Source organism: Psychroserpens sp. AS72 (assembly GCF_038900375.1).
Classification (GTDB): Bacteria; Bacteroidota; Bacteroidia; order Flavobacteriales; family Flavobacteriaceae; genus Psychroserpens.
The window spans coordinates 403,647-423,887 of record NZ_JBBMRC010000001.1; the positions used below are offsets into that span (position 1 = coordinate 403,647).

At 32.7% G+C, this 20,241-nt stretch carries 11 protein-coding genes; 10 read left to right on the forward strand and 1 reads right to left on the reverse strand.

Going from position 1 to position 20,241, the window contains the following annotated elements:
* The first annotated feature begins 10 nt into the window (after positions 1 to 10).
* The 8 genes from WNY78_RS01765 (at position 11) to WNY78_RS01800 (ending at position 16,437) form a co-directional block, all read left to right on the forward strand.
* A complete protein-coding gene (locus WNY78_RS01765; RefSeq protein WP_342871455.1) occupies positions 11 to 2,317 on the forward strand; it encodes a glycoside hydrolase family 65 protein in 2,307 nt (768 codons plus the stop codon).
* A gap of 101 nt (positions 2,318 to 2,418) precedes the next feature.
* Positions 2,419 to 4,386: a glycoside hydrolase family 13 protein gene (locus tag WNY78_RS01770; protein WP_342871456.1), complete on the forward strand. Its 1,968-nt coding sequence runs from the start codon at positions 2,419 to 2,421 to the stop codon at positions 4,384 to 4,386.
* Between the two features lie 7 nt (positions 4,387 to 4,393).
* A complete protein-coding gene (locus WNY78_RS01775; RefSeq protein WP_342871457.1) occupies positions 4,394 to 7,879 on the forward strand; it encodes a TIM-barrel domain-containing protein in 3,486 nt (1,161 codons plus the stop codon).
* A 6-nt stretch (positions 7,880 to 7,885) separates the two neighbouring features.
* The gene (locus WNY78_RS01780) at positions 7,886 to 9,766 is read left to right on the forward strand and encodes an alpha-amylase family glycosyl hydrolase (protein ID WP_342871458.1); all 1,881 of its coding nucleotides are present in this window, start codon (positions 7,886 to 7,888) and stop codon (positions 9,764 to 9,766) included.
* A 1-nt stretch (position 9,767) separates the two neighbouring features.
* The gene (locus WNY78_RS01785) at positions 9,768 to 11,426 is read left to right on the forward strand and encodes an alpha-amylase family glycosyl hydrolase (protein WP_342871459.1); all 1,659 of its coding nucleotides are present in this window, start codon (positions 9,768 to 9,770) and stop codon (positions 11,424 to 11,426) included.
* Between the two features lie 2 nt (positions 11,427 to 11,428).
* Positions 11,429 to 13,486 carry a glycoside hydrolase family 97 protein gene (locus WNY78_RS01790; RefSeq protein WP_342871460.1) on the forward strand — a complete coding sequence of 686 codons (2,058 nt, stop codon included), beginning with the start codon at positions 11,429 to 11,431 and terminating at the stop codon, positions 13,484 to 13,486.
* 4 nt (positions 13,487 to 13,490) lie between these two features.
* Complete coding sequence (locus WNY78_RS01795) at positions 13,491 to 13,967, forward strand: hypothetical protein (RefSeq protein WP_342871461.1); 477 nt, start codon at positions 13,491 to 13,493, stop codon at positions 13,965 to 13,967.
* A 94-nt stretch (positions 13,968 to 14,061) separates the two neighbouring features.
* The gene (locus WNY78_RS01800; RefSeq protein WP_342871462.1) at positions 14,062 to 16,437 is read left to right on the forward strand and encodes a GAF domain-containing protein; all 2,376 of its coding nucleotides are present in this window, start codon (positions 14,062 to 14,064) and stop codon (positions 16,435 to 16,437) included.
* Here WNY78_RS01800 and WNY78_RS01805 read toward each other — a convergent pair.
* Positions 16,434 to 17,705 carry a Pycsar system effector family protein gene (locus WNY78_RS01805; protein ID WP_342871463.1) on the reverse strand — a complete coding sequence of 424 codons (1,272 nt, stop codon included), beginning with the start codon at positions 17,703 to 17,705 and terminating at the stop codon, positions 16,434 to 16,436. The genes WNY78_RS01800 and WNY78_RS01805 overlap by 4 nt on opposite strands.
* A gap of 143 nt (positions 17,706 to 17,848) precedes the next feature.
* Between WNY78_RS01805 and WNY78_RS01810 the strand changes: the two genes are divergently transcribed.
* Both WNY78_RS01810 and WNY78_RS01815 read left to right on the forward strand, forming a co-directional pair.
* On the forward strand, positions 17,849 to 19,411 hold the full coding sequence (locus WNY78_RS01810) for a YdiU family protein (RefSeq protein WP_342871464.1): 1,563 nt from the start codon (positions 17,849 to 17,851) through the stop codon (positions 19,409 to 19,411).
* Between the two features lie 25 nt (positions 19,412 to 19,436).
* Positions 19,437 to 20,162: an NAD(P)H-dependent oxidoreductase gene (locus tag WNY78_RS01815; protein ID WP_342871465.1), complete on the forward strand. Its 726-nt coding sequence runs from the start codon at positions 19,437 to 19,439 to the stop codon at positions 20,160 to 20,162.
* The last annotated feature ends 79 nt before the right edge of the window (positions 20,163 to 20,241 follow it).

A 20,241-nucleotide genomic window follows, 5' to 3' on the forward strand; every position in this document is an offset into this window, starting at 1 on the left:
ATATAGATATATGAATCATAATTATATCAAACCAGATAACTGGTCAATAATTGAAGAAGGATTTGATGCAGAACGTGTTAAATCTTCAGAAAGCTTAATGAGTATTGGAAATGGAGCCATGGGACAACGTGCTAATTTTGAAGAGCACTACTCTGGTGAAACCTTTCAAGGAAGTTATGTTGCTGGTGTTTATTATCCAGATAAAACTAGAGTAGGTTGGTGGAAAAATGGGTATCCAGAATATTTTGCAAAAGTGCTAAATGCTCCAAATTGGATTGGAATTAATGTGACGATTAACGGAAAACAACTAGATATAGCAAAGTGTACTAAAGTAGAACATTTCCGCAGAGAGCTTAACATGAAAGAAGGTTGGCTATCTAGAAGTTTTACGGCAACACTTCAAAATTCTATTGAAGTCAAAGTAGAAACTAAACGTTTTTTAAGCCTAGAAATTGATGAAATTGGTGCTATAGAATATAATGTGACTCCAATCAATAATGATGCTCAAATAGATTTTACACCTTATTTAGACAATGGTATTACTAATGAAGATACCAATTGGGATGATAAGTTTTGGGATGTATTAAATGTGAATCATGAAGGTGAGCAAGCTTTTATTGTATCTCGAACAATGAAAACAGACTTTTATGTATGTACATCAATGCAAACACAAGTGTCATTAAATGGTAAAGCTATAAAACAGGATAAGATCGTTAGTGATGCTATAGATAAAATTGAATTTACATACACAAACCAAGTGTCTAAAGGTGATACCATCACAATGACAAAATTTGGTGGTTATACAGCAGATAGAAATCACGATAAAAATGAATTAATTACTGTTGCCAAAAAGACTTTGAATACGGTCTCTCAAATGGGATTTGATGGCTTGCTAGACACTCAAAAAGAAGCTTGGGCTAAAATTTGGGATATGGCAGATATTTCTATTGAAGGTGATGTTGCAGCTCAACAAGGCATTCGATTTAATATTTTTCATTTAAATCAAACGTACCTCGGAAAAGATACACGCTTAAATATTGGTCCAAAAGGATTTACAGGAGAAAAATATGGAGGAAGTACGTATTGGGATACCGAAGCATATTGCATTCCGTTTTACATGGCAACCAAAGATCAAAACGTTGCGAAAAGTTTATTAGAATACCGATACAATCACTTAGAAAAAGCGATTGAGAACGCTCAAAAATTAGGCTTTTCTAATGGAGCGGCTTTGTATCCAATGGTAACCATGAATGGCGAAGAATGTCATAACGAATGGGAAATTACCTTTGAAGAAATCCATAGAAATGGAGCCATAGCATTTGCAATTTATAACTACTTTAGATATACTGGAGATTACAGTTACATTCCAGAAAAAGGATTAGAAGTATTAATAGGTATTGCTAGATTCTGGCAGCAACGTGCTACGTTTTCTACAGCCAAAAATAAATATGTCATTTTAGGAGTTACAGGTCCAAATGAGTATGAAAACAATGTCAATAACAATTGGTATACTAATTACATTGCGAAATGGTGTATTAACTATGCGTTAGAGAATATCGAAAAAGTCAAAGAAGGTTTTCATGACGATTACGAGAGAGTAAAAGGCAAAACGAAAATTACAGACAATGAATTAGATCTCTGGAAAAATGTTGCAGATGATATGTATTTTCCATTTTCCGAGGAAAAGAATATTTACTTACAGCAAGATGGTTTCTTAGATAAAGAACTCATTACGGTTGCAGATTTGTCTAAAACCAATAGACCAATTAATCAAAAATGGTCTTGGGATCGCATTTTGCGTTCGCCATATATCAAACAGGCAGATATTTTACAAGGAATGTACTTTTTTGAGGATGATTTTTCTTCGGAAGAATTAGAACGTCATTTCGATTTTTACGAACCGTTTACTGTTCACGAAAGTTCATTATCTCCTTGTGTACACAGTATTCAAGCTGCAAAACTAGGTCGTATGGAACAAGCGTATGAATTTTATTTGCGTACGTCTCGTTTAGATTTAGATGATTATAATCATGAAGTAGAAGAAGGCTTACATATTACGTCTATGGCAGGAACTTGGATGAGTATTGTTGAAGGTTTTGGAGGTATGCGTATTAAAAATGATATGTTGTCTTTTGAACCTAAAATCCCAAATCAATGGGATTCATATTCGTTTAAAATCAATTTTAGAAATCAAATTTTGAAAGTAAATGTCACTAAAAACGGAACTAAATTTCAGTTAGATGGTGATAATCAAATTGATATTATTGTTAAAGGTGAAAAAGTAACGATTAGTCCTAATAATTTAGTGACTGTATAATAAATTATTCAACCTACAAGGTTTTCAAAACCTTGTAGGTTTTTTAAGAACTTGTATTAACGAAAGATTATTCAAGTCTTAATTTAAAAAAAACTATCATAATGAAAAGATTGTATTACATATTTCTGTCATCTATTTTAGTTTTAAGTGTGTCTTGTAAAAATGAATCTTCAAAAGAGATTATTTCAGAAGAAACACCAGTAAAATTTATAGATCAAAACGATATAGAGCGCATAGAACCACCAAATTGGTGGACAGATTTTAAAAACGAGAACCTACAATTATTAGTTCATCACAATAATATAGGAGACTATCAGCCAACTATTAATTATCAAGGTGTCAAAATTGATAACGTAAGTAAAGCTGAAAAAAGCAACAATTACCTGTTTATTGATCTTATTATTTCTGAAAGCGCTCAGGCAGGACAATTCAATATCAAATTTAAAAATAGTGATGGCAAGGAGCTAATAGATGTTTACGAACTCAAAAGTCGAGTCAAGCCTGCTGAAGATTACATAGGTTTTAATAGTAGTGATGCAATTTATTTAATCACACCAGATCGTTTTGCAAATGCAAACACCAATAATGATACACCTTTATCTATGGAAGGTCAATCTGCATTATTAGAAAAAACTGTAGATAGAAAAAATGATTATGCTCGTCATGGAGGCGATATAGAAGGCATGACAAATCATTTAGATTATATACATGATTTAGGTTTTACAGCTATTTGGCCACAACCACTTTTGACAAATGATATGAAAAGAGGCTCATATCATGGTTATGCAATTACAGATTTGTATCAAATAGATCCACGTTTTGGAACCTTAGAAGACTATCAAGAGTTATCCCAAAAAGCCAAAGAAAAAGGCATGAAACTCATCATGGATCAAGTGGCTAATCACTGCGGATTAAATCATTGGTGGATGAAAGATTTACCATTTAAAGATTGGGTAAACCTACAAGATAACTACGAAAAAAATATAGATAACTGGAATAACGATGTCAACATAAATTCTAATCATAGACGTACTTCAAATCAAGATATTTATGTATCACAGTTTGATAAAGATGGTCATTCTCAAGGATGGTTTGTATCTGCAATGCCAGATTTAAATCAGCGTAATCCATTCATGGCGAACTACATTATTCAAAACAGTATTTGGTGGATTGAAACCTTACAATTAGATGGGATTCGTCAGGATACCTATCCTTATCCAGACAAAGATTTTATGAGTGATTGGGCTGGAGCAATAATGACAGAGTATCCTAATTTTAATATTGTAGGAGAGGAATGGAGTTACAATCCGTTATTAATTGGTTATTGGCAAGATGGTGCAAATAATAAAGATGGTTACGATTCTAATTTAAAATCAACCATGGATTTTGCTATGCAAGCCAATGTTGTCAACGCATTAAACGAGCAAGAATCTTGGGATAAAGGGTTGGTGAAAATATACGAAGGTTTGGCTAACGATTTTCATTATGCTAATCCAAAAAGCATTATGATTTTTGAAGGCAATCATGATATGAGTCGCATTTTTACACAACTCAATGGTGATATTGTCAATACTAAAATGGCAGTCGCAACCTATGCAATGATGCCTAGAATTTTACAAATGTATTACGGTACAGAAATTCTCATGAACGACTTTGATAAACCTGGAGATCATGGATTGATTCGTACAGATTATCCAGGAGGATGGCAAGACGATTCTAAAAATGCATTTACAGGAAAAGGATTATCTGCGGAAGAAAAGGACATGCAAACCTTCGTTAGTAAAGTATTGAATTATAGAAAAACCAGTAAAGCCATTCACGATGGTAAAACCGTTCACTTCGCACCTTTTATGGGAACTTACTTTTTGTTTAGAACCCAAGGTGATGAAACGATTGTTTTAATTCTGAATAAAAACGATAAACCAATTACAATTGATTTAAAGCGTTATGCTGAAATTGGCCTGACAGGAAAAAATCTCAAAAACATTTTAACTGGTGAGAATTTCACATGGCAAGATGAAATTAAATTAGAAAAAAGAGGAGTTATGCTATTAACGACAAAGAAATAATTTCGAAATGAAAAAAATCGCATACATATTAGGATTACTTATCGGGTTTAGTGTTTCTGCACAAGTGACTATTATTGTTGAAGATCTTCCTAAAGAAACTCCAGAGAATGCATCCATTTTTATTTCTGGAAGTTTTGAAGGTTGGACTGGCGGACAAAAAGAATACCAGCTCGTACAAAAAGATGGTATTTATGCCATTACATTGCCAGAAGCTTCAGAAACCCTTCAATTCAAATTCACACAAGGGTCTTGGAAATCGGTTGAGTGTAGCAAAAAAGGTCTGGCTGTTGATAATCGTAACTATGCCTTCAATCAACCAAACGATACGTTAAAAGTTAAAATTGCTGGTTGGACCAACCTTTATGATGTTGAAAATGTATCTACAGCAGCTAAAAATGTTTCTGTAATATCTGAAGATTTTGAAATCCCTCAACTCAATAGAAAACGTCGTATTTGGTTGTATTTACCACCAAATTATGAAACCTCAAACGAATCATATCCTGTAGTTTACATGCACGATGCTCAAAATCTTTTTGACAATAGCACGTCTTTCTCAGGAGAATGGAGTGTAGATGAAACACTAAATAGATTATATAGCGAAAAGAACATAAAAGTAATTGTAGTTGGTATAGATAATGGAGGTGAAAAACGAACAGATGAATATAATCCATGGGAAAACGAAAAATATGGTGGAGGCGAAGGCAAGGAGTACACTAATTTTATTGTTCAAACTTTAAAACCTTATATCGATAGCAATTACAAAACCTTAAAAGATAAAAGCAATACAGCAATTTTTGGCAGTTCGATGGGTGGATTAATTTCTTACTATGTAGCATTAAAACATCCAAATATTTTTGGAAAAGTAGGTGTGTTTTCTCCTTCATTTTGGTTCTCTCCAAAAGTGAATGATTTTTCTAAAACCCACGGAAACATTAAAGACACAAAAATGTACTTTTTGGCTGGCGGAAGAGAAGGTGGTAATGTTGCTTTTGAAGAAATAAGCCAGACTGTAAAAGATATGAATAGTGTAATTACTATTTTAAAAAATCAAGGTTTTAATCCAAAAAACATACAATCTAAAATTGTACCTGAAGGAAAACATAACGAAGAATTGTGGAGAACTAATTTTGAAGAAACAATGTTGTGGCTATTTTCAGATCATATCAAAGAAAGAACCTTCGTTGATGCCACATGGAACAATGATCTATTGCAGGTCAATGTTTCTGATGGTACATATCAGATTCAATTTTATACTTCGGAAATCGTCGAAACAACTTTCTTACCAACTGGAGAAACAGCTTTAAATAGTTCTCATGCTGTAATTGCTGAGCCATCAATTTCTAGTATTCAGTTTTTAGAAAAAGACGAAGAAATATCGCTTAAATCTGAAGGTGTAAATGTAAACATCAATAAAAGTCCGTTTCAAATTTCCTATACATACAAAGGGAAAAATATCATTTCAGAAAAAGCAGGTTACGTCAAAAACGACAGCTTAGAAACCATTCAATTTAATCTCGATAAAGACGAGGTTTTATATGGAGGAGGAGCAAGAGCATTGGGAATGAATCGTCGAGGTAATCGATTAGAACTCTACAATAAAGCACATTATGGTTATGAAACTAAGGCACCTTTGATGAACTTTACATTACCAATTGTAATGTCATCAAATCAATATATGGTTCATTTTGATAATGCTCCAATTGGCTTTTTAGATTTAGATAGTAGAGATGATAATACGCTCACTTATGAAACCATTTCTGGTCGTAAAACCTATCAAGTTATTGTTGGTGATTCATGGTATGATATCGTAGATAATTATACAGATTTAACTGGGAAACAACCTATGTTGCCACGTTGGGCTTTGGGTAATTTTTCCAGTCGTTTTGGGTATCATTCTCAAAAAGAAGTGGTTGAAACTATAGATAAATTTAGAGAAGAAGAGATTCCTGTAGATGCTATAATTTTAGATTTATATTGGTTTGGAAAAGACATCAAAGGCACAATGGGAAATCTTGAGTTTGATCGTGATTCATTCCCAAATCCTAAGCAGATGATCAAGGATTTAAAATCTAAAAATGTAGAAACGATTTTAATTACAGAGCCTTTTATGTTGACCACATCACATCGATGGGATGAAGCAGTACGCGAAAACATTTTAGCAAAAGACGCAAAGGGAGATCCGTTTATATATGATTTTTACTTCGGAAATACGGGTTTGATTGACATTTTTAGCCAAGATGGAAAGCTATGGTTTAAAAACGTTTATAATGACTTATCAAAACTAGGTGTCAACGGATTTTGGGGAGACCTAGGAGAACCAGAAGTTCATCCTTCAGAATTAATTCACGCAACAGGAACAGCAGACGAAGTCCATAATATTTACGGTCACGATTGGGCAAAATTAGTTCAAGAAGCAAGTTTAGAAGCCAATCCAGAAAAACGTCCATTTATTTTAATGCGAGCAGGTTATTCAGGGTCGCAACGTTACGGTTTAGTGCCATGGTCTGGAGATGTAAACAGAACTTGGGGAGGATTACAAAGTCAGCCAGAAATTGCACTCCAAATGGGAATGCAAGGATTAGCATATATGCATAGCGATTTAGGTGGATTTGCAGGAGCAAATCTAGATGATGAGTTGTATGCTAGATGGTTGCAATATGGTGTGTTTCAGCCTATTTATCGTCCGCATGCACAAGAAGAAGTTGCAAGTGAACCTGTTTATAGAAGTGATAAAGCTAAAGCTTTAGCTAAAGAAGCCATTGAGTTACGTTATAGACTAACTCCATATAATTATAACCTCATGTTTGAAAACAATCAAACAGGAGTACCGTTAATGCGACCATTATTTTTTGAAGATGCAGATAATTTAGAGTTATTCGAGTATTCTGAAGCATACCTTTGGGGTAATGACATATTAGTGGCTCCAATTTTAAAAGCTGGGCAAACTACTAATGAGGTCTATTTTCCGAAGCACTCAAATTGGTTTGATTTTTATTCTACTAATAAATATCAAGGTGGTAGTGTAACAGCATATAAACTTGAAGAAAATACAATTCCAACCTTTGTTCGAGGAGGCGCATTTATTCCGATGATTAGTACAATAAATTCACTAAAATTATATGATAGCAATAATTTGGTTGTTCACTATTATTATGATGATTCTATTTCGCAAAGTAAACGTAAAATTTATAACGATGATGGAGCAACAGTTAATGCTTTTGAAAAAGAAGCCTATGAGATTTTAGAATTTGAAGCTGAACTCAAAGGAAGACGATTAGAAATAGAAATCGAAGCCGAAATAGGTAAAAACTATAACGTCAATAACAAAAACATTCAACTAGTCATTCATAATATGCCAAGTAACCCAAAGCGTATTAAAGTTGATGGTGAGAAAGTTGAAGGAAACTGGAATAGTAAAAAACAGACTGTCACAATTCCTTTGACTTGGAATACATCTAAAGACAAAGAAATCAAAATAAAACTAAATAAATAATCCAAAATGAAACATATAAACTTAAGCATATTAATTGTTTTAATAAGTGTCTTTGGATGTAAAAACGAAGAAAAAATAGTGCAAGTATCTACAACATCTAAAATAGAATTGAAGAAAAAAGAAGTGGTATACCAAGTCTTTACGAGACTTTTTGGGAACACAAACACAAATAACAAACCTTGGGGAACACTTGAGGAAAATGGTGTTGGAAAGTTTAGTGACTTTAACGAAAAAGCCTTAAAGGAGATTAAAGATTTAGGTGTCACACATATTTGGTACACAGGTGTGCCTCATCATGATGTGATTACAGATTATACTAAATATGGGATTTCAAATGATGATCCAGATATTGTTAAAGGTCGTGCTGGTTCACCTTATGCAGTAAAAGATTATTATAATGTAAATCCAGATCTAGCAGATAATGTTGAGAATCGTTTAGAAGAATTTGAAGTATTAATTCAGCGTTCTCACAACGCTGGATTAAAAGTAATTATTGATATCGTGCCAAATCACGTGGCTAGAAATTATCAAAGTTTGTCAAATCCTGAAGGTGCTTCAGATTTTGGAGCAGAAGATAATAAAACAGTTGTTTACGATGTGAATAACAATTTTTACTACAATCCAGGTGAAGCGTTTAAAGTCCCAGAATGGAAACATGGTTATCAACCTCTAGGTGGTGAGAAACATCCATTAGCAGATAGTAAGTTTGAAGAAATACCTGCTAAATGGACAGGTAATGGATCAAGAGCATCGCAACCAGATATCAATGATTGGTATGAAACTGTAAAAGTAAATTATGGAGTTTCGCCAGTTGGTAAAAAAGATTTTGATGAACTTCCAGAAGGTTATGACGAACAACATTTTATAGAACATTATGAGTTTTGGAAAGACAAAAAAGTACCAAGTTCATGGAAAAAATTTAAAGATATTGCTTTGTATTGGACAGCAAAAGGTGTTGATGGTTTCCGTTATGACATGGCAGAAATGGTTCCTGTTGAATTTTGGAGTTATATGAATTCTGCAATTAAAATGAAAAACCCAGATGCTTTTTTATTGGCTGAGGTATACAATCCAAGTTTATATAGAGATTATATCAAAAAAGGTAAAATGGATTATTTGTATGATAAAGTTCAACTATATGATACCATTAAACATGTGATGCAAGGTCATGGTAAGACAGATAATATTCCACCAATTCTGGAAGATTTAAGTGATATAGAACATCATATGCTTCACTTCTTAGAAAATCATGATGAGCAAAGAATTGCAAGTCCAGAATTTGCAGGAAGTGCCCAAAAAGGTAAACCAGCAATGGTGGTTTCTACAACAGCAACAACAGCACCAACAATGGTATATTTCGGACAAGAATTCGGTGAGCCAGGTGCAGAAGATTTAGGTTTTGGTGATCCTACGCGTACCTCTATTTTTGACTACGGAAGTGTGCCTTCTATGGTAAGATGGGTCAACGACAAAAAATTTGATGGAGGCCAATCTACTTCCGAAGAAAAAGAACTCAGAGATTTCTACAAACGCTTACTTAACTTCACAATTAATAGTTCGGCTTTAGCTTCAAACTATCAAGATATCCATGCGTTTAATCATCAAAACACTGAGTGGTACAACGATAAAGTATTGTCTTTTGTGCGTTGGAGTGATGATGAGAAATTAATTATCGTTTCTAATTTTAATGCAGATAACACCTATGGTTTTGAATTACAAATCCCTTCGGAAATTCTAAAAACTTGGAACCTTAGTGATGGAGAATACCAATTTGAAGACCAATTATACAATACCTACAATTCAACTTTAAAAGTAAATGGAGAACATGGCACTATTAGAATTGATGTAAAACCATTAGAGTCATTTATTTTAAAACTGAATAATTAATATGAGAAAATTAACCCTTTTTACTTTAATAATTATGACCATTTTGAGTTGTAAAACACAAACAACAGTAGAAGTAGAAAAACCAAAAGCACCTTTTGTTTGGGAAGGTGCAAACCTCTATTTTTTGCTAACAGATCGTTTTAATAATGGAGATACAACAAATGATGTCAACTTTGATAGAACAAAAGAAACAGGAAAACTTCGTGGATTTAAAGGAGGAGATATAAAAGGGATTACTCAAAAAGTAAAAGAAGGCTATTTTACAGATTTAGGTATCAATGCTATTTGGATGACTCCAGTGGTTGAGCAAATTCATGGAGGAACAGATGAAGGCACAGGAGTGACTTATGGTTTTCATGGCTATTGGGCAAAAGATTGGACAAAAATTGATCCTAATTTTGGTACAAAAGAAGATTTGCACGAGTTGGTTAAAGAAGCTCACGCGAGAGGCATTCGTATTGTTTTAGATGCAGTTATAAATCATACAGGTCCTGTAACAGATAAAGATCCTGTTTGGCCAGAGGATTGGGTGAGAACAGATCCGCAATGTAATTACGAAAATTATGACAACACCATAAGTTGTACGTTGGTTGCCAACTTACCAGATATTAAAACCGAAAGCAATGAAAACGTAGATCTACCACCTCATTTAGTAGAAAAGTGGAAAGCAGAAGGTCGATACGAACAAGAAATTAAAGAACTTGATGCCTTTTTTGAACGCACAGGTCACCCAAGAGCACCACGTTTTTATATCATGAAATGGTTAACCGATTATATTACAGAATTTGGTGTAGATGGCTACAGAGCAGATACGGTAAAACATGTTGAAGAATATGTTTGGAAAGAGTTTAAAGTAGAATGTGATTATGCCTTTTCAGAATATAAAAAGAACAATGCAGATAAAGTATTAGACGATAATGATTTTTACCTTGTTGGTGAAGTCTATAATTATGGAGTAAGCTCAGGGCAAGAATTTAATTTTGGAGATCGTCAGGTGAATTATTTTAATCCTCCAAGTTTTCAAAGTCTTATCAATTTTGAATTCAAATACAACGCAAAAGATAAAAATTACGAAGATTTATTTACGCATTATGACAACATATTAAATGATGAATTAAAAGGTTTTGGAACCTTAAATTATTTGAGTTCTCATGATGATGGTAATCCGTTTGATGCAGTTAGAAAAAAGCCTTTTGAAACAGCTAATAAACTGTTATTGTCACCAGGAACCTCTCAAGTGTATTATGGTGATGAATCTTCTCGATCACTCGCAATTCCAGGTACAGATGGTGATGCAACGCTGCGATCAATGATGAATTGGGATTCTATCGCTAAACGAAAGCGAACAAAAGAAGTGTTGTCCCATTGGCAAAATTTAGGCAAGTTTAGAGCAAATCATCCTGCAATTGGCGCTGGTAAACATCAAATGATATCTCAAAAACCATATACGTTTTCTAGACGTTATAACCTCGGAAATTTTAAAGATTTGGTTGTCGTAGCTATGGATTTAGAAGTAGGTAAAAAAACTCTAAACGTAAGCAAGGTTTTTGAAGATGGTACATCACTTTATGATGCATATTCTAATCAAGAAGTAACCGTTAAAAATGGAAAAGTAGAGTTAGAATCTGAATTTAATATCATACTCTTAGAAGAGAAATAAGAATGAAAATATATCTATCAATTTTATCAATATTATGTTTGCTGTCTTGCAATTCTTCTGATGACAAAAGAGAATTTAAAGCAGTTTCTCTAAATGGTACAATTGAGGTGAGTTTTAATGTTTCCGAAGATGGGAAACCTTATTACCTCGTTTTAAACAATAAAAAAGTAATTATTGATACTTCATATTTAGGTTTTGAATTTAAAGATGCTCCTGATTTTGAAAAGAATTTCATCATTAAAAAATCACTGACTGAAACCCATATAGAAACTTGGCAAATGCCTTGGGGAGAACAAGACACAGTTCAAAATAACTATAAAGAATTAAAGGTTTTTCTTCAAGAAAAAGTATCACCAGAACGTTTTTTGAATATTGTATTTAGAGTGTATGATGATGGAGTAGGATTTAGATACGAATTCCCAGAACAAGCAAGATTAAGTGACGTTGAAATCATAGAAGAGCATACACAATTTAACTTAACTCAAGATTATAAAACCTTTTGGATTCCTGGAGATTGGGAAATTTATGAGCATACTTACAAAACGACAAAGCTTTCAGAAATTGATGCCTTTAAATATAGAAATCATCCAAATTTAGCACAAACCTATATTCCAGAAAATGCGGTTAATACACCTGTGACAATGGTAGGTGATGATGGTACTCATTTGAGCTTTCATGAAGCAGCTTTAGTCGATTATTCTGGGATGACTTTGAAAGTCGATACTGAGAAATTAAACTTTGAAAGTAACCTTGTAGGTTCTGAAAACACAGATTATAAAGTTAGAAGAAACTTACCTTTCAATACGCCTTGGAGAACGATTCAGGTTACTGGTAATGCACCAGATTTAATTGAATCTAACTTAATTGTTAATCTGAATGAACCCAATACACTTGGAGATGTATCGTGGTTCAAACCTATGAAATATACAGGTGTTTGGTGGGAAATGCATTTAGGAAAGACCACTTGGGATATGGCTTCAGGAAGGCATGGCGCGACCACAGAAAATGTAAAACGTTATATCGATTTTTCTGCAAAAAACAATATTAAAGGTGTTTTGGTTGAAGGTTGGAATACTGGTTGGGCAGCTGAAGAAGGTGGCTTTGATTTTGTGACCCCTTATCCAGATTATGATTTAGAGCATGTAGTCAATTATGCTAAAGATAAAGGTGTTGACATTATGATGCACCATGAAACTTATGGAGGTGTGGATAGATATATTAAACAACAAGATTCAGCTTATGCTTTAATGCAAAGCCTAGGCATTCATTCTGTTAAATCGGGTTATGTTTTTAAATTATCTCCTAAAGGGGAATATCATCATGGGCAGTTTATGGTTAATCATCATAATAATTCTCTTATTAAAGCTGCTAAATATAAGATTGCTGTTAATCCACATGAACCTATCAAAGCAACAGGATTACGACGAACCTATCCTAATGCAATTTCTCGTGAAGGATTAAGAGGTCAAGAATTTAATGCTTGGGCTAAAGATGGTGGAAATCCGCCTGAACATTTACCAATCGTAGCTTTTACTAGAATGCTTGCAGGACCAATAGATTATACACCTGGAATATTCAATATTAAGTTTGATGAGTATAAAAAAGACAATCAAGTTAATACAACCATAGCACAACAGCTGGCTTTGTATGTTGTGATTTATAGTCCAATACAAATGGCTGCAGATTTGGTAGAACATTACGAGGCTAATCCTAAACCTTTACAATTTATAAAAGATGTTGGTGTAGATTGGGAAACAACTAAAGTGTTGAATGGTGAAGTTGGAGATTATGTGACAATCGTAAGAAAAGAACGTCAAACTGGAAATTGGTTTTTAGGTAGTATTACTGATGAGAATCTTCGAAATTTAGAGATTAATTTTGATTTTCTAGATAAAAATCAAGACTATATAGCAACCATTTATAAAGATGGAACAGATGCACATTGGGATAAAAATCCGTTGGCATTAGACATAGAGAAAATAACGATTAACAGCAATACTAAAATGACTCTAAACCTTGCAGAAGGTGGTGGTTGTGCAATTAGTATTATTAAAAAGTAAAATTATGAAAAGAATAGTTTTAATAGTTACTTTTTTATCATCAATAATGAGCTTTGCTCAAGTTGGGATTGGGACAATAACACCTCAAAGCACATTAGATATTAATGGTAATTTATCAGTAAAAGTGGTTCCTTACAATGGAGGACCAGGAGGATCTGCTACAATAATTGATGATGGGATTTATCTTAACCTGACACCAACCGCTGGAAATATAGAATTTATCTTACCTGATGCAACTACGGTTCCTGGTAGAGTTTATATTGTAAGGAATATTTCTGATACTATAGATGCTGTGATGTATTCGTTTGGATTTGTCGCAGGACAAGGTAATGGTGTAGAGTTTTTTCCAGGAGATAGTCGAGTAAGCGGGAAATCAGTTATCATGTCAGCAGATATTGGAAATGATGGTGGAGATCCAACGAAAACCCTTATGTTTATTAGTGATGGTTCCAATTGGACTTATGGTAAAATAGGGTTTTAATAACATAATTTATGTGACGTTTGACATGTAAGAATGTCTTATTAGTAGCGACTAAACTATTAATTCTTAAATTTACATGTAAGAAACAGTTGCTATGAACGATATTAACGATAATATAGAGTCTCCTTTTACATTAAAAGTAAGTTTTAATAAAATTCTTAAGCATTATGAAGACTTGTCTCAAAGTGAAGATGAGTTTATAGCAGCAAAAGCACGTCGAGTTTTAAAGACTGCTGAAAGATTCCCAGAACTACGTGAAGGAATTACAAAACCTATCGATTTAGTCAAAAGAGAGAAAGAAATAAGTATTATTTTACAAGATTCTTTTAGTCCTATTTTGACTAAAAATGAAATTAAAACAGCTTCGGTACCACTTCATAATTTGATTTTTAATTCTTCGGAAAGGTTTAAATCCATAATCAAAACGGCTGGAGATGACTTTGAGTTAGAAATCAAAAACATGCCAAAAAATGATACGTATATAACTTCATGTACAATCATTTTAGCATTTTGTTATGGCCATAATATCAATTTTAAACGTCCACTTTATTATGAAATACCAGATGCGAAAGGAATAATGCAGTATTACAAGATTTTATATAATGCTGATTTTATTGATATCGTTCCGTCTAAAGATGCTCCAAAAATAACTCAAGAAGATGTTGATGAATTATTAGATAATTTTGATAATATAGCATTATGGAAAGCAAAGTTTCCGCCAAATAGTTACACCTTTAAAGGGTTTGTTATTTCTAATATATTTAATGTAACAGATGATCAATCGATTTCAAATATTAAATCTAGTTTAATAGGAGAGGATAAGCGAAAAAATGAAGGTTTTATGAAAAATTTTCATCAAATATTTCAATCCCTTTTAGGTCTTAAAAATATTAAAGTTGGTTTTTCTATTTATAATAAGGAAGATGATGCTTTTGAACACGTTTACGGTGTTGGGATGAATAGTTATTTACTAAATAAATTAGATTCTAATGCCTGTTCAGAAGCACTGTGTGATGCGTCTTATAATATCTTGTTGAAAGAAAAAAAATTCTACACTATTTCTGATGTGGATAAATTTTATAAGCTTTCTAAAGGGAAATCACCTCAGTATAAAACATTAAAAGAACAACATATTAAGAGCGCAATTTTAGCACCAATAGCTAATGAAGAAGGTCTAATGGGTATTTTAGAAATTGTTTCTGAAGAACCTAAAATATTAAACAGCATCAATGCCAATAAGTTGGTAGATGTAATGCCTTTTATCGTTTCTGCAGTTGAGCGTTCTAAAAGTGAAGAAGAGAATTTAATAGAAGCTGTGATTCAACAAGAATGTACATCTATTCATCCAAGTGTTAATTGGCGTTTTGTAAAAGAAGCGAGAAAATTTATCAAAGATCAATTAAACGGTAATGAACCTAGTTTTAATAAAATAGCTTTCAAAAATATTTATCCTTTATTTGGTCAAATAGATATTAAAGGGTCTTCTGAAGCTAGAAACTCTGCAACTCAAAAAGATTTAACTATTCAGTTAGAATCTATTAAGTCTATAATAATGAGTGCTATGAAATTGGAGAAATTACCAATTTACGAACAGTTCTTATTCCAAGTAAATAATTTTTTAGAAGACTTAGATGTTCATTTTCAGGTGGATAGTGAGCAGCAAATTTCAGCATTTATAAAACAAGATATAGATCCTTTATTGGATCATCTAACTGCCATTGATTCTATACAAGAAGAGGTGATTGCTTATTATGAAAGTATAGATAAAAAGGTGGATGCATTATACCATCACCGAAAAGATTACGACAAAACTATAGCCTTGATCAATAAAGAGATGGCTTCAATTTTAGATAAAAAACAAGTTGAGGCTCAAGCGATGTATCCTCATTATTTTGAGCGATTTAAAACAGATGGTGTTGAACATAATATGTACATTGGAGAGTCTATCACTAAAGAAGATTCATTTAATTCTATCTATCTGTATAACTTACGCTTATGGCAATTGCAGGTCATGTGTGAAATGGAAAATTCATTTTATATAATGCAACCCAACTTTCCTGTTAAATTAGATGTAGCTTCAATGATTTTAGTGTTTAATCAACCATTATCGATTAGTTTTAGAATGGATGAAAAACAATTTGATGTTGATGGAACTTACAATGCTAGATATGAAATTGTAAAAAAACGAGTAGATAAAGCGTTCATTAAAGGAACTAAAGTACGAGTAACTCAAAAAGGAAAAATAAGTATTGTCTATTCTCAAAAACAAGATGAACTCGAATATTTAAGGTATATTAATTTTCTACAATCTAAGAAGTATTTAGATGATGATCTTGAAATTGTTGAACTTCAAGATTTGCAAGCTGTCACAGGTTTAAAAGCAATTCGTGTAAGCATATTGTATCATAAAAATCAAGATGATAAATCATTTTACACCTATGATGATTTAATGAAAGAGATTAATGCTTAAACATAATATCTTTCACTATCCAAAGTGTTAGGTTTGATGATATTAACATCAGAATCTGGATCTAAAACTTCTTGAATATCAATTCCTGGATTATTTTTTACTGCAATACCAAAGGCAATTAGTGATGTTATGATACCAATCATAAAAATAGTATAAGTAACACGAAGGATTCTATATTTTCGTTCTAACACCTTTCCTAAAAAATACAAATCTTTGGTTAGGGCTTTATAAATGTAATCTTTGTCGTTCACCAATTCTTGAATTGCCCATTCAAACTCTTCTAATTTCATTTTATGAAAATTTCCGAAGAAACTCAAATTCACATTCTGATTTTTAACGTCTTCTTTAGTGAATTGTCCACTTGTAACATTAGGTCTAGTTGCTATAATGGACATCACCATTGAGATAACGCTAAATAAAGTGAAAATGACTGTTGGCCAAGTGAGGTAAGGATTGGTATCTAATTTAGAAATTAAATTAGCCAAAACCACTGAAATAATTATCGCATTTACAGACAATAAAATATTGGCTTTAGTATCTGCAATATCACTAAGCTTAATATGATTTCTAAGTGCTGTTCTAAAAAATGTTTGAACACCACGTTCTGGGCTTTCATTCTTGTATTGCGCCTTATATTTGGCTTTCACCTCTTCTTTTTTGAACTTACTTTTTTGCTTTTTCTTAGCCTTGATAAGTTTTGAAAGATTTTTGTCCTTTCTAGATTGCCAGTTCTTTAGTGCGTAATCTGTATAATATTGATGTTTTTTAGCGAGTACCTTAATGTTTTCGTTCCTCCATTCAATTGGAGTGTAAGTTTCAATACCACGTAATTCAAGTTCTTTTCTTAGAAATTCACTTGCTTCCTCAAAATATTTTTTTCCAAAATGTGAAGCATCTGCATCTCTAATTATTTTGCCAAGTTTTGTTGTAGGTACTTCTTTAAACTTTGTCTCCATGATGCATTGGTTGACTGCATCAATAAGCGATTTATCAGCATTTTGTTTTGTTAAGAACTCTGTTGCGATTTCTACACCAATTTCTTCATGGTTGTCTGCATTTTTGGTATAACCAGTATCATGAAGTAATGCTGCTATTTCAAGAATTTCGGCTTCATCTTCGCTAACATCACTGTTTTCAATAATCTCACGAGTGCTTTTTAATACACGCTCAGTATGTTTAAAATTGTGATATAAAAAATTAGCATCTAATTCCTTTTTTAGTAAATCAAATACAAATTCTTCGGTTTTTTTAATAAGGTCAGTAGCCATAAACATCAATTATATATAAAAGTAAATTTACGAAAATCATAATTAAGACATTATGTAATTTTCAAACTGCATATTCGACTAAAATTATCGTAAATTATATCTTTATTACTAAAATTAGTAATCTATTCGATTAAACAAGTGAAATGCAACTAAACATTAAACATACATTTACAGAAGAACTTCCATCAGATCCTATAACAGAGAACTATAGACGACAAGTCAAAGAGGCGTGTTATTCTTATGTAGTTCCTAAACAGACTAAAAAACCTGAAATACTACACATTTCCGAAGAAATGATACACACATTAGGTTTGTCAACTAAGGATATGAATTCTCAAATGTTTAAAAATGTATTTACAGGAAATCTAGTTTTAGAAAATACAACACCTTATGCTATGTGTTATGGTGGTCATCAATTTGGCAATTGGGCAGGACAATTAGGAGATGGTAGAGCAATAAATTTATTTGAAGTAGAGCATAATAATAAACAGTGGCAAGTGCAACTTAAAGGTGCTGGAGAAACACCTTATTCTAGAACTGCAGATGGTTTAGCTGTTTTACGTTCTTCAATTAGAGAATATTTATGTAGTGAGGCGATGTATCATTTAGGAGTGCCAACTACTAGAGCTTTATCATTGGCTCTGTCTGGAGATGAGGTGATGAGAGATATGTTATATGACGGTAATCAAGCTTATGAAAAAGGAGCAATTGTAACTCGTGTTGCACCTTCTTTTTTACGCTTCGGAAATTTTGAAATCTTCGCAGCTAGGCAAGATCATAAAACCCTCAAAACTTTAGTTGACTATACAATTACCCATCATTTTTCTCATTTAGGAAAACCGTCAAAAGAGAATTATATACATTTTTTTGCTGAAGTGGCTCAGCGCACTTTAGACATGATTATTCATTGGCAACGTGTTGGTTTTGTACATGGTGTGATGAACACAGATAATATGTCCATTCTAGGATTAACCATTGATTATGGTCCTTATGGTTGGTTAGAAGGATTTGATTTTGGTTGGACACCAAATACTACAGATAGTCAACACAAACGCTATCGTTATGGAAATCAACCCAATATCGGACTCTGGAATTTGTACCAACTCGCTAATGCCTTGTATCCGTTAATTGAAGAAACAGAGCCTCTAGAAACAATCTTAGAGACTTATAAAAGCGATTTTGAGAGAAAATCTTTAGAAATGATGCGTTCAAAATTAGGTTTGACTATAAACGACGACAAAGACAATACGTTAGTTGAAAATTTGGAAGATGCATTTTTATTAACTGAAACAGATATGACTTTGTTTTTCAGAAATTTGAGCAACTTCAAAAAAGGCGATGCTGCAAAAGGATTGGAGATTGTACAAGCTGCATTTTATATGCCAAAAGAAGTGTCTGATGCTGTTACGCAACAATGGAATAATTGGTTTGAAAGTTATGATGTGAGGCTGAAAAAGGAGTTACTCTCAGATGCAGAAAGGAAAACAAAAATGAATGCTGTGAACCCTAAATATGTCCTCAGGAATTATATGTCTCAATTAGCAATTGACGATGCTAATAAAGGCGATTACAAATTAATTGATGAGTTGTTTCAGCTTTTAAAGAAACCATATGACGAACAATTAGAAAATGAAAAATGGTTTGCAAAACGACCAGATTGGGCGAGACATAAAGTAGGATGTTCTATGTTGTCTTGTAGCTCTTAATTATATAATCAAAAAAAGTAAAATAATGGATTTTTCAAAACTAAAAGTATTATACATTAATTGTACATTAAAAAAATCACCTGCAATAAGCCATACAGAAACGCTTATGAAAGTGTCGCAAAATATTTTAAAAAAGGAAAATGTTTCGTTTGAAACTATTAGACTTATAGATACTGACGTGGCTGTAGGTGTTTATCCAGACATGACAGAGCATGGTTGGGATAAAGATGAATGGCCAAATATTTATAATAAAGTTAAAGAAGCAGATGTTTTAATTATTGGAACACCAATTTGGTTAGGTGAAAAATCTTCTGAAGCTCAAAAATTAATCGAACGACTTTATGCAATGAGTGGCGAAACTAATGATAAAGGACAATATGTTTATTATGGTAAAGTTGGCGGTTGTATGGTAACAGGAAATGAAGATGGCGTTAAACATTGTGCTATGGGAATTCTATATGCGTTACAGCACGTTGGATATTCAATTCCTCCTCAGGCAGATTGTGGTTGGATTGGAGAAGTTGGTCCAGGTCCAAGTTATGGTGATACAAAATGGAAAGGTGAATCTGTTGATCCACCAGTTGGATTCGATTCAGAATTTACAAATAGAAATACAACCTTTATGACCTATAATCTTTTGCATTTAGCAAAATTATTGAAAGAAAATAAAGGTTACAGCAATTATGGTAATTCTAGAGAAGCATGGGACAGTGGTACACATTGGTCTTTTGAAAATCCAGAATACAGATAAGATTAATGTTTAAACACATATTGCATTTTACTTGTTATCGTAATAACACAAAGAGGTTGGATGGTATTCGCTAACAATG

Excerpts from the sequence above, each read along its gene's own strand:
- WNY78_RS01765 (WP_342871455.1), top strand. The coding sequence starts at position 11 with ATGAATCATAATTATATCAAACCAGATAACTGGTCAATAATTGAAGAA.
- WNY78_RS01770 (WP_342871456.1), top strand. The coding sequence starts at position 2,419 with ATGAAAAGATTGTATTACATATTTCTGTCATCTATTTTAGTTTTAAGT.
- WNY78_RS01775 (WP_342871457.1), top strand. The coding sequence starts at position 4,394 with ATGAAAAAAATCGCATACATATTAGGATTACTTATCGGGTTTAGTGTT.
- WNY78_RS01780 (WP_342871458.1), top strand. The coding sequence starts at position 7,886 with ATGAAACATATAAACTTAAGCATATTAATTGTTTTAATAAGTGTCTTT.
- WNY78_RS01785 (WP_342871459.1), top strand. The coding sequence starts at position 9,768 with ATGAGAAAATTAACCCTTTTTACTTTAATAATTATGACCATTTTGAGT.
- WNY78_RS01790 (WP_342871460.1), top strand. The coding sequence starts at position 11,429 with ATGAAAATATATCTATCAATTTTATCAATATTATGTTTGCTGTCTTGC.
- WNY78_RS01795 (WP_342871461.1), top strand. The coding sequence starts at position 13,491 with ATGAAAAGAATAGTTTTAATAGTTACTTTTTTATCATCAATAATGAGC.
- WNY78_RS01800 (WP_342871462.1), top strand. The coding sequence starts at position 14,062 with ATGAACGATATTAACGATAATATAGAGTCTCCTTTTACATTAAAAGTA.
- WNY78_RS01805 (WP_342871463.1), bottom strand. The coding sequence starts at position 17,705 with ATGGCTACTGACCTTATTAAAAAAACCGAAGAATTTGTATTTGATTTA.
- WNY78_RS01810 (WP_342871464.1), top strand. The coding sequence starts at position 17,849 with ATGCAACTAAACATTAAACATACATTTACAGAAGAACTTCCATCAGAT.
- WNY78_RS01815 (WP_342871465.1), top strand. The coding sequence starts at position 19,437 with ATGGATTTTTCAAAACTAAAAGTATTATACATTAATTGTACATTAAAA.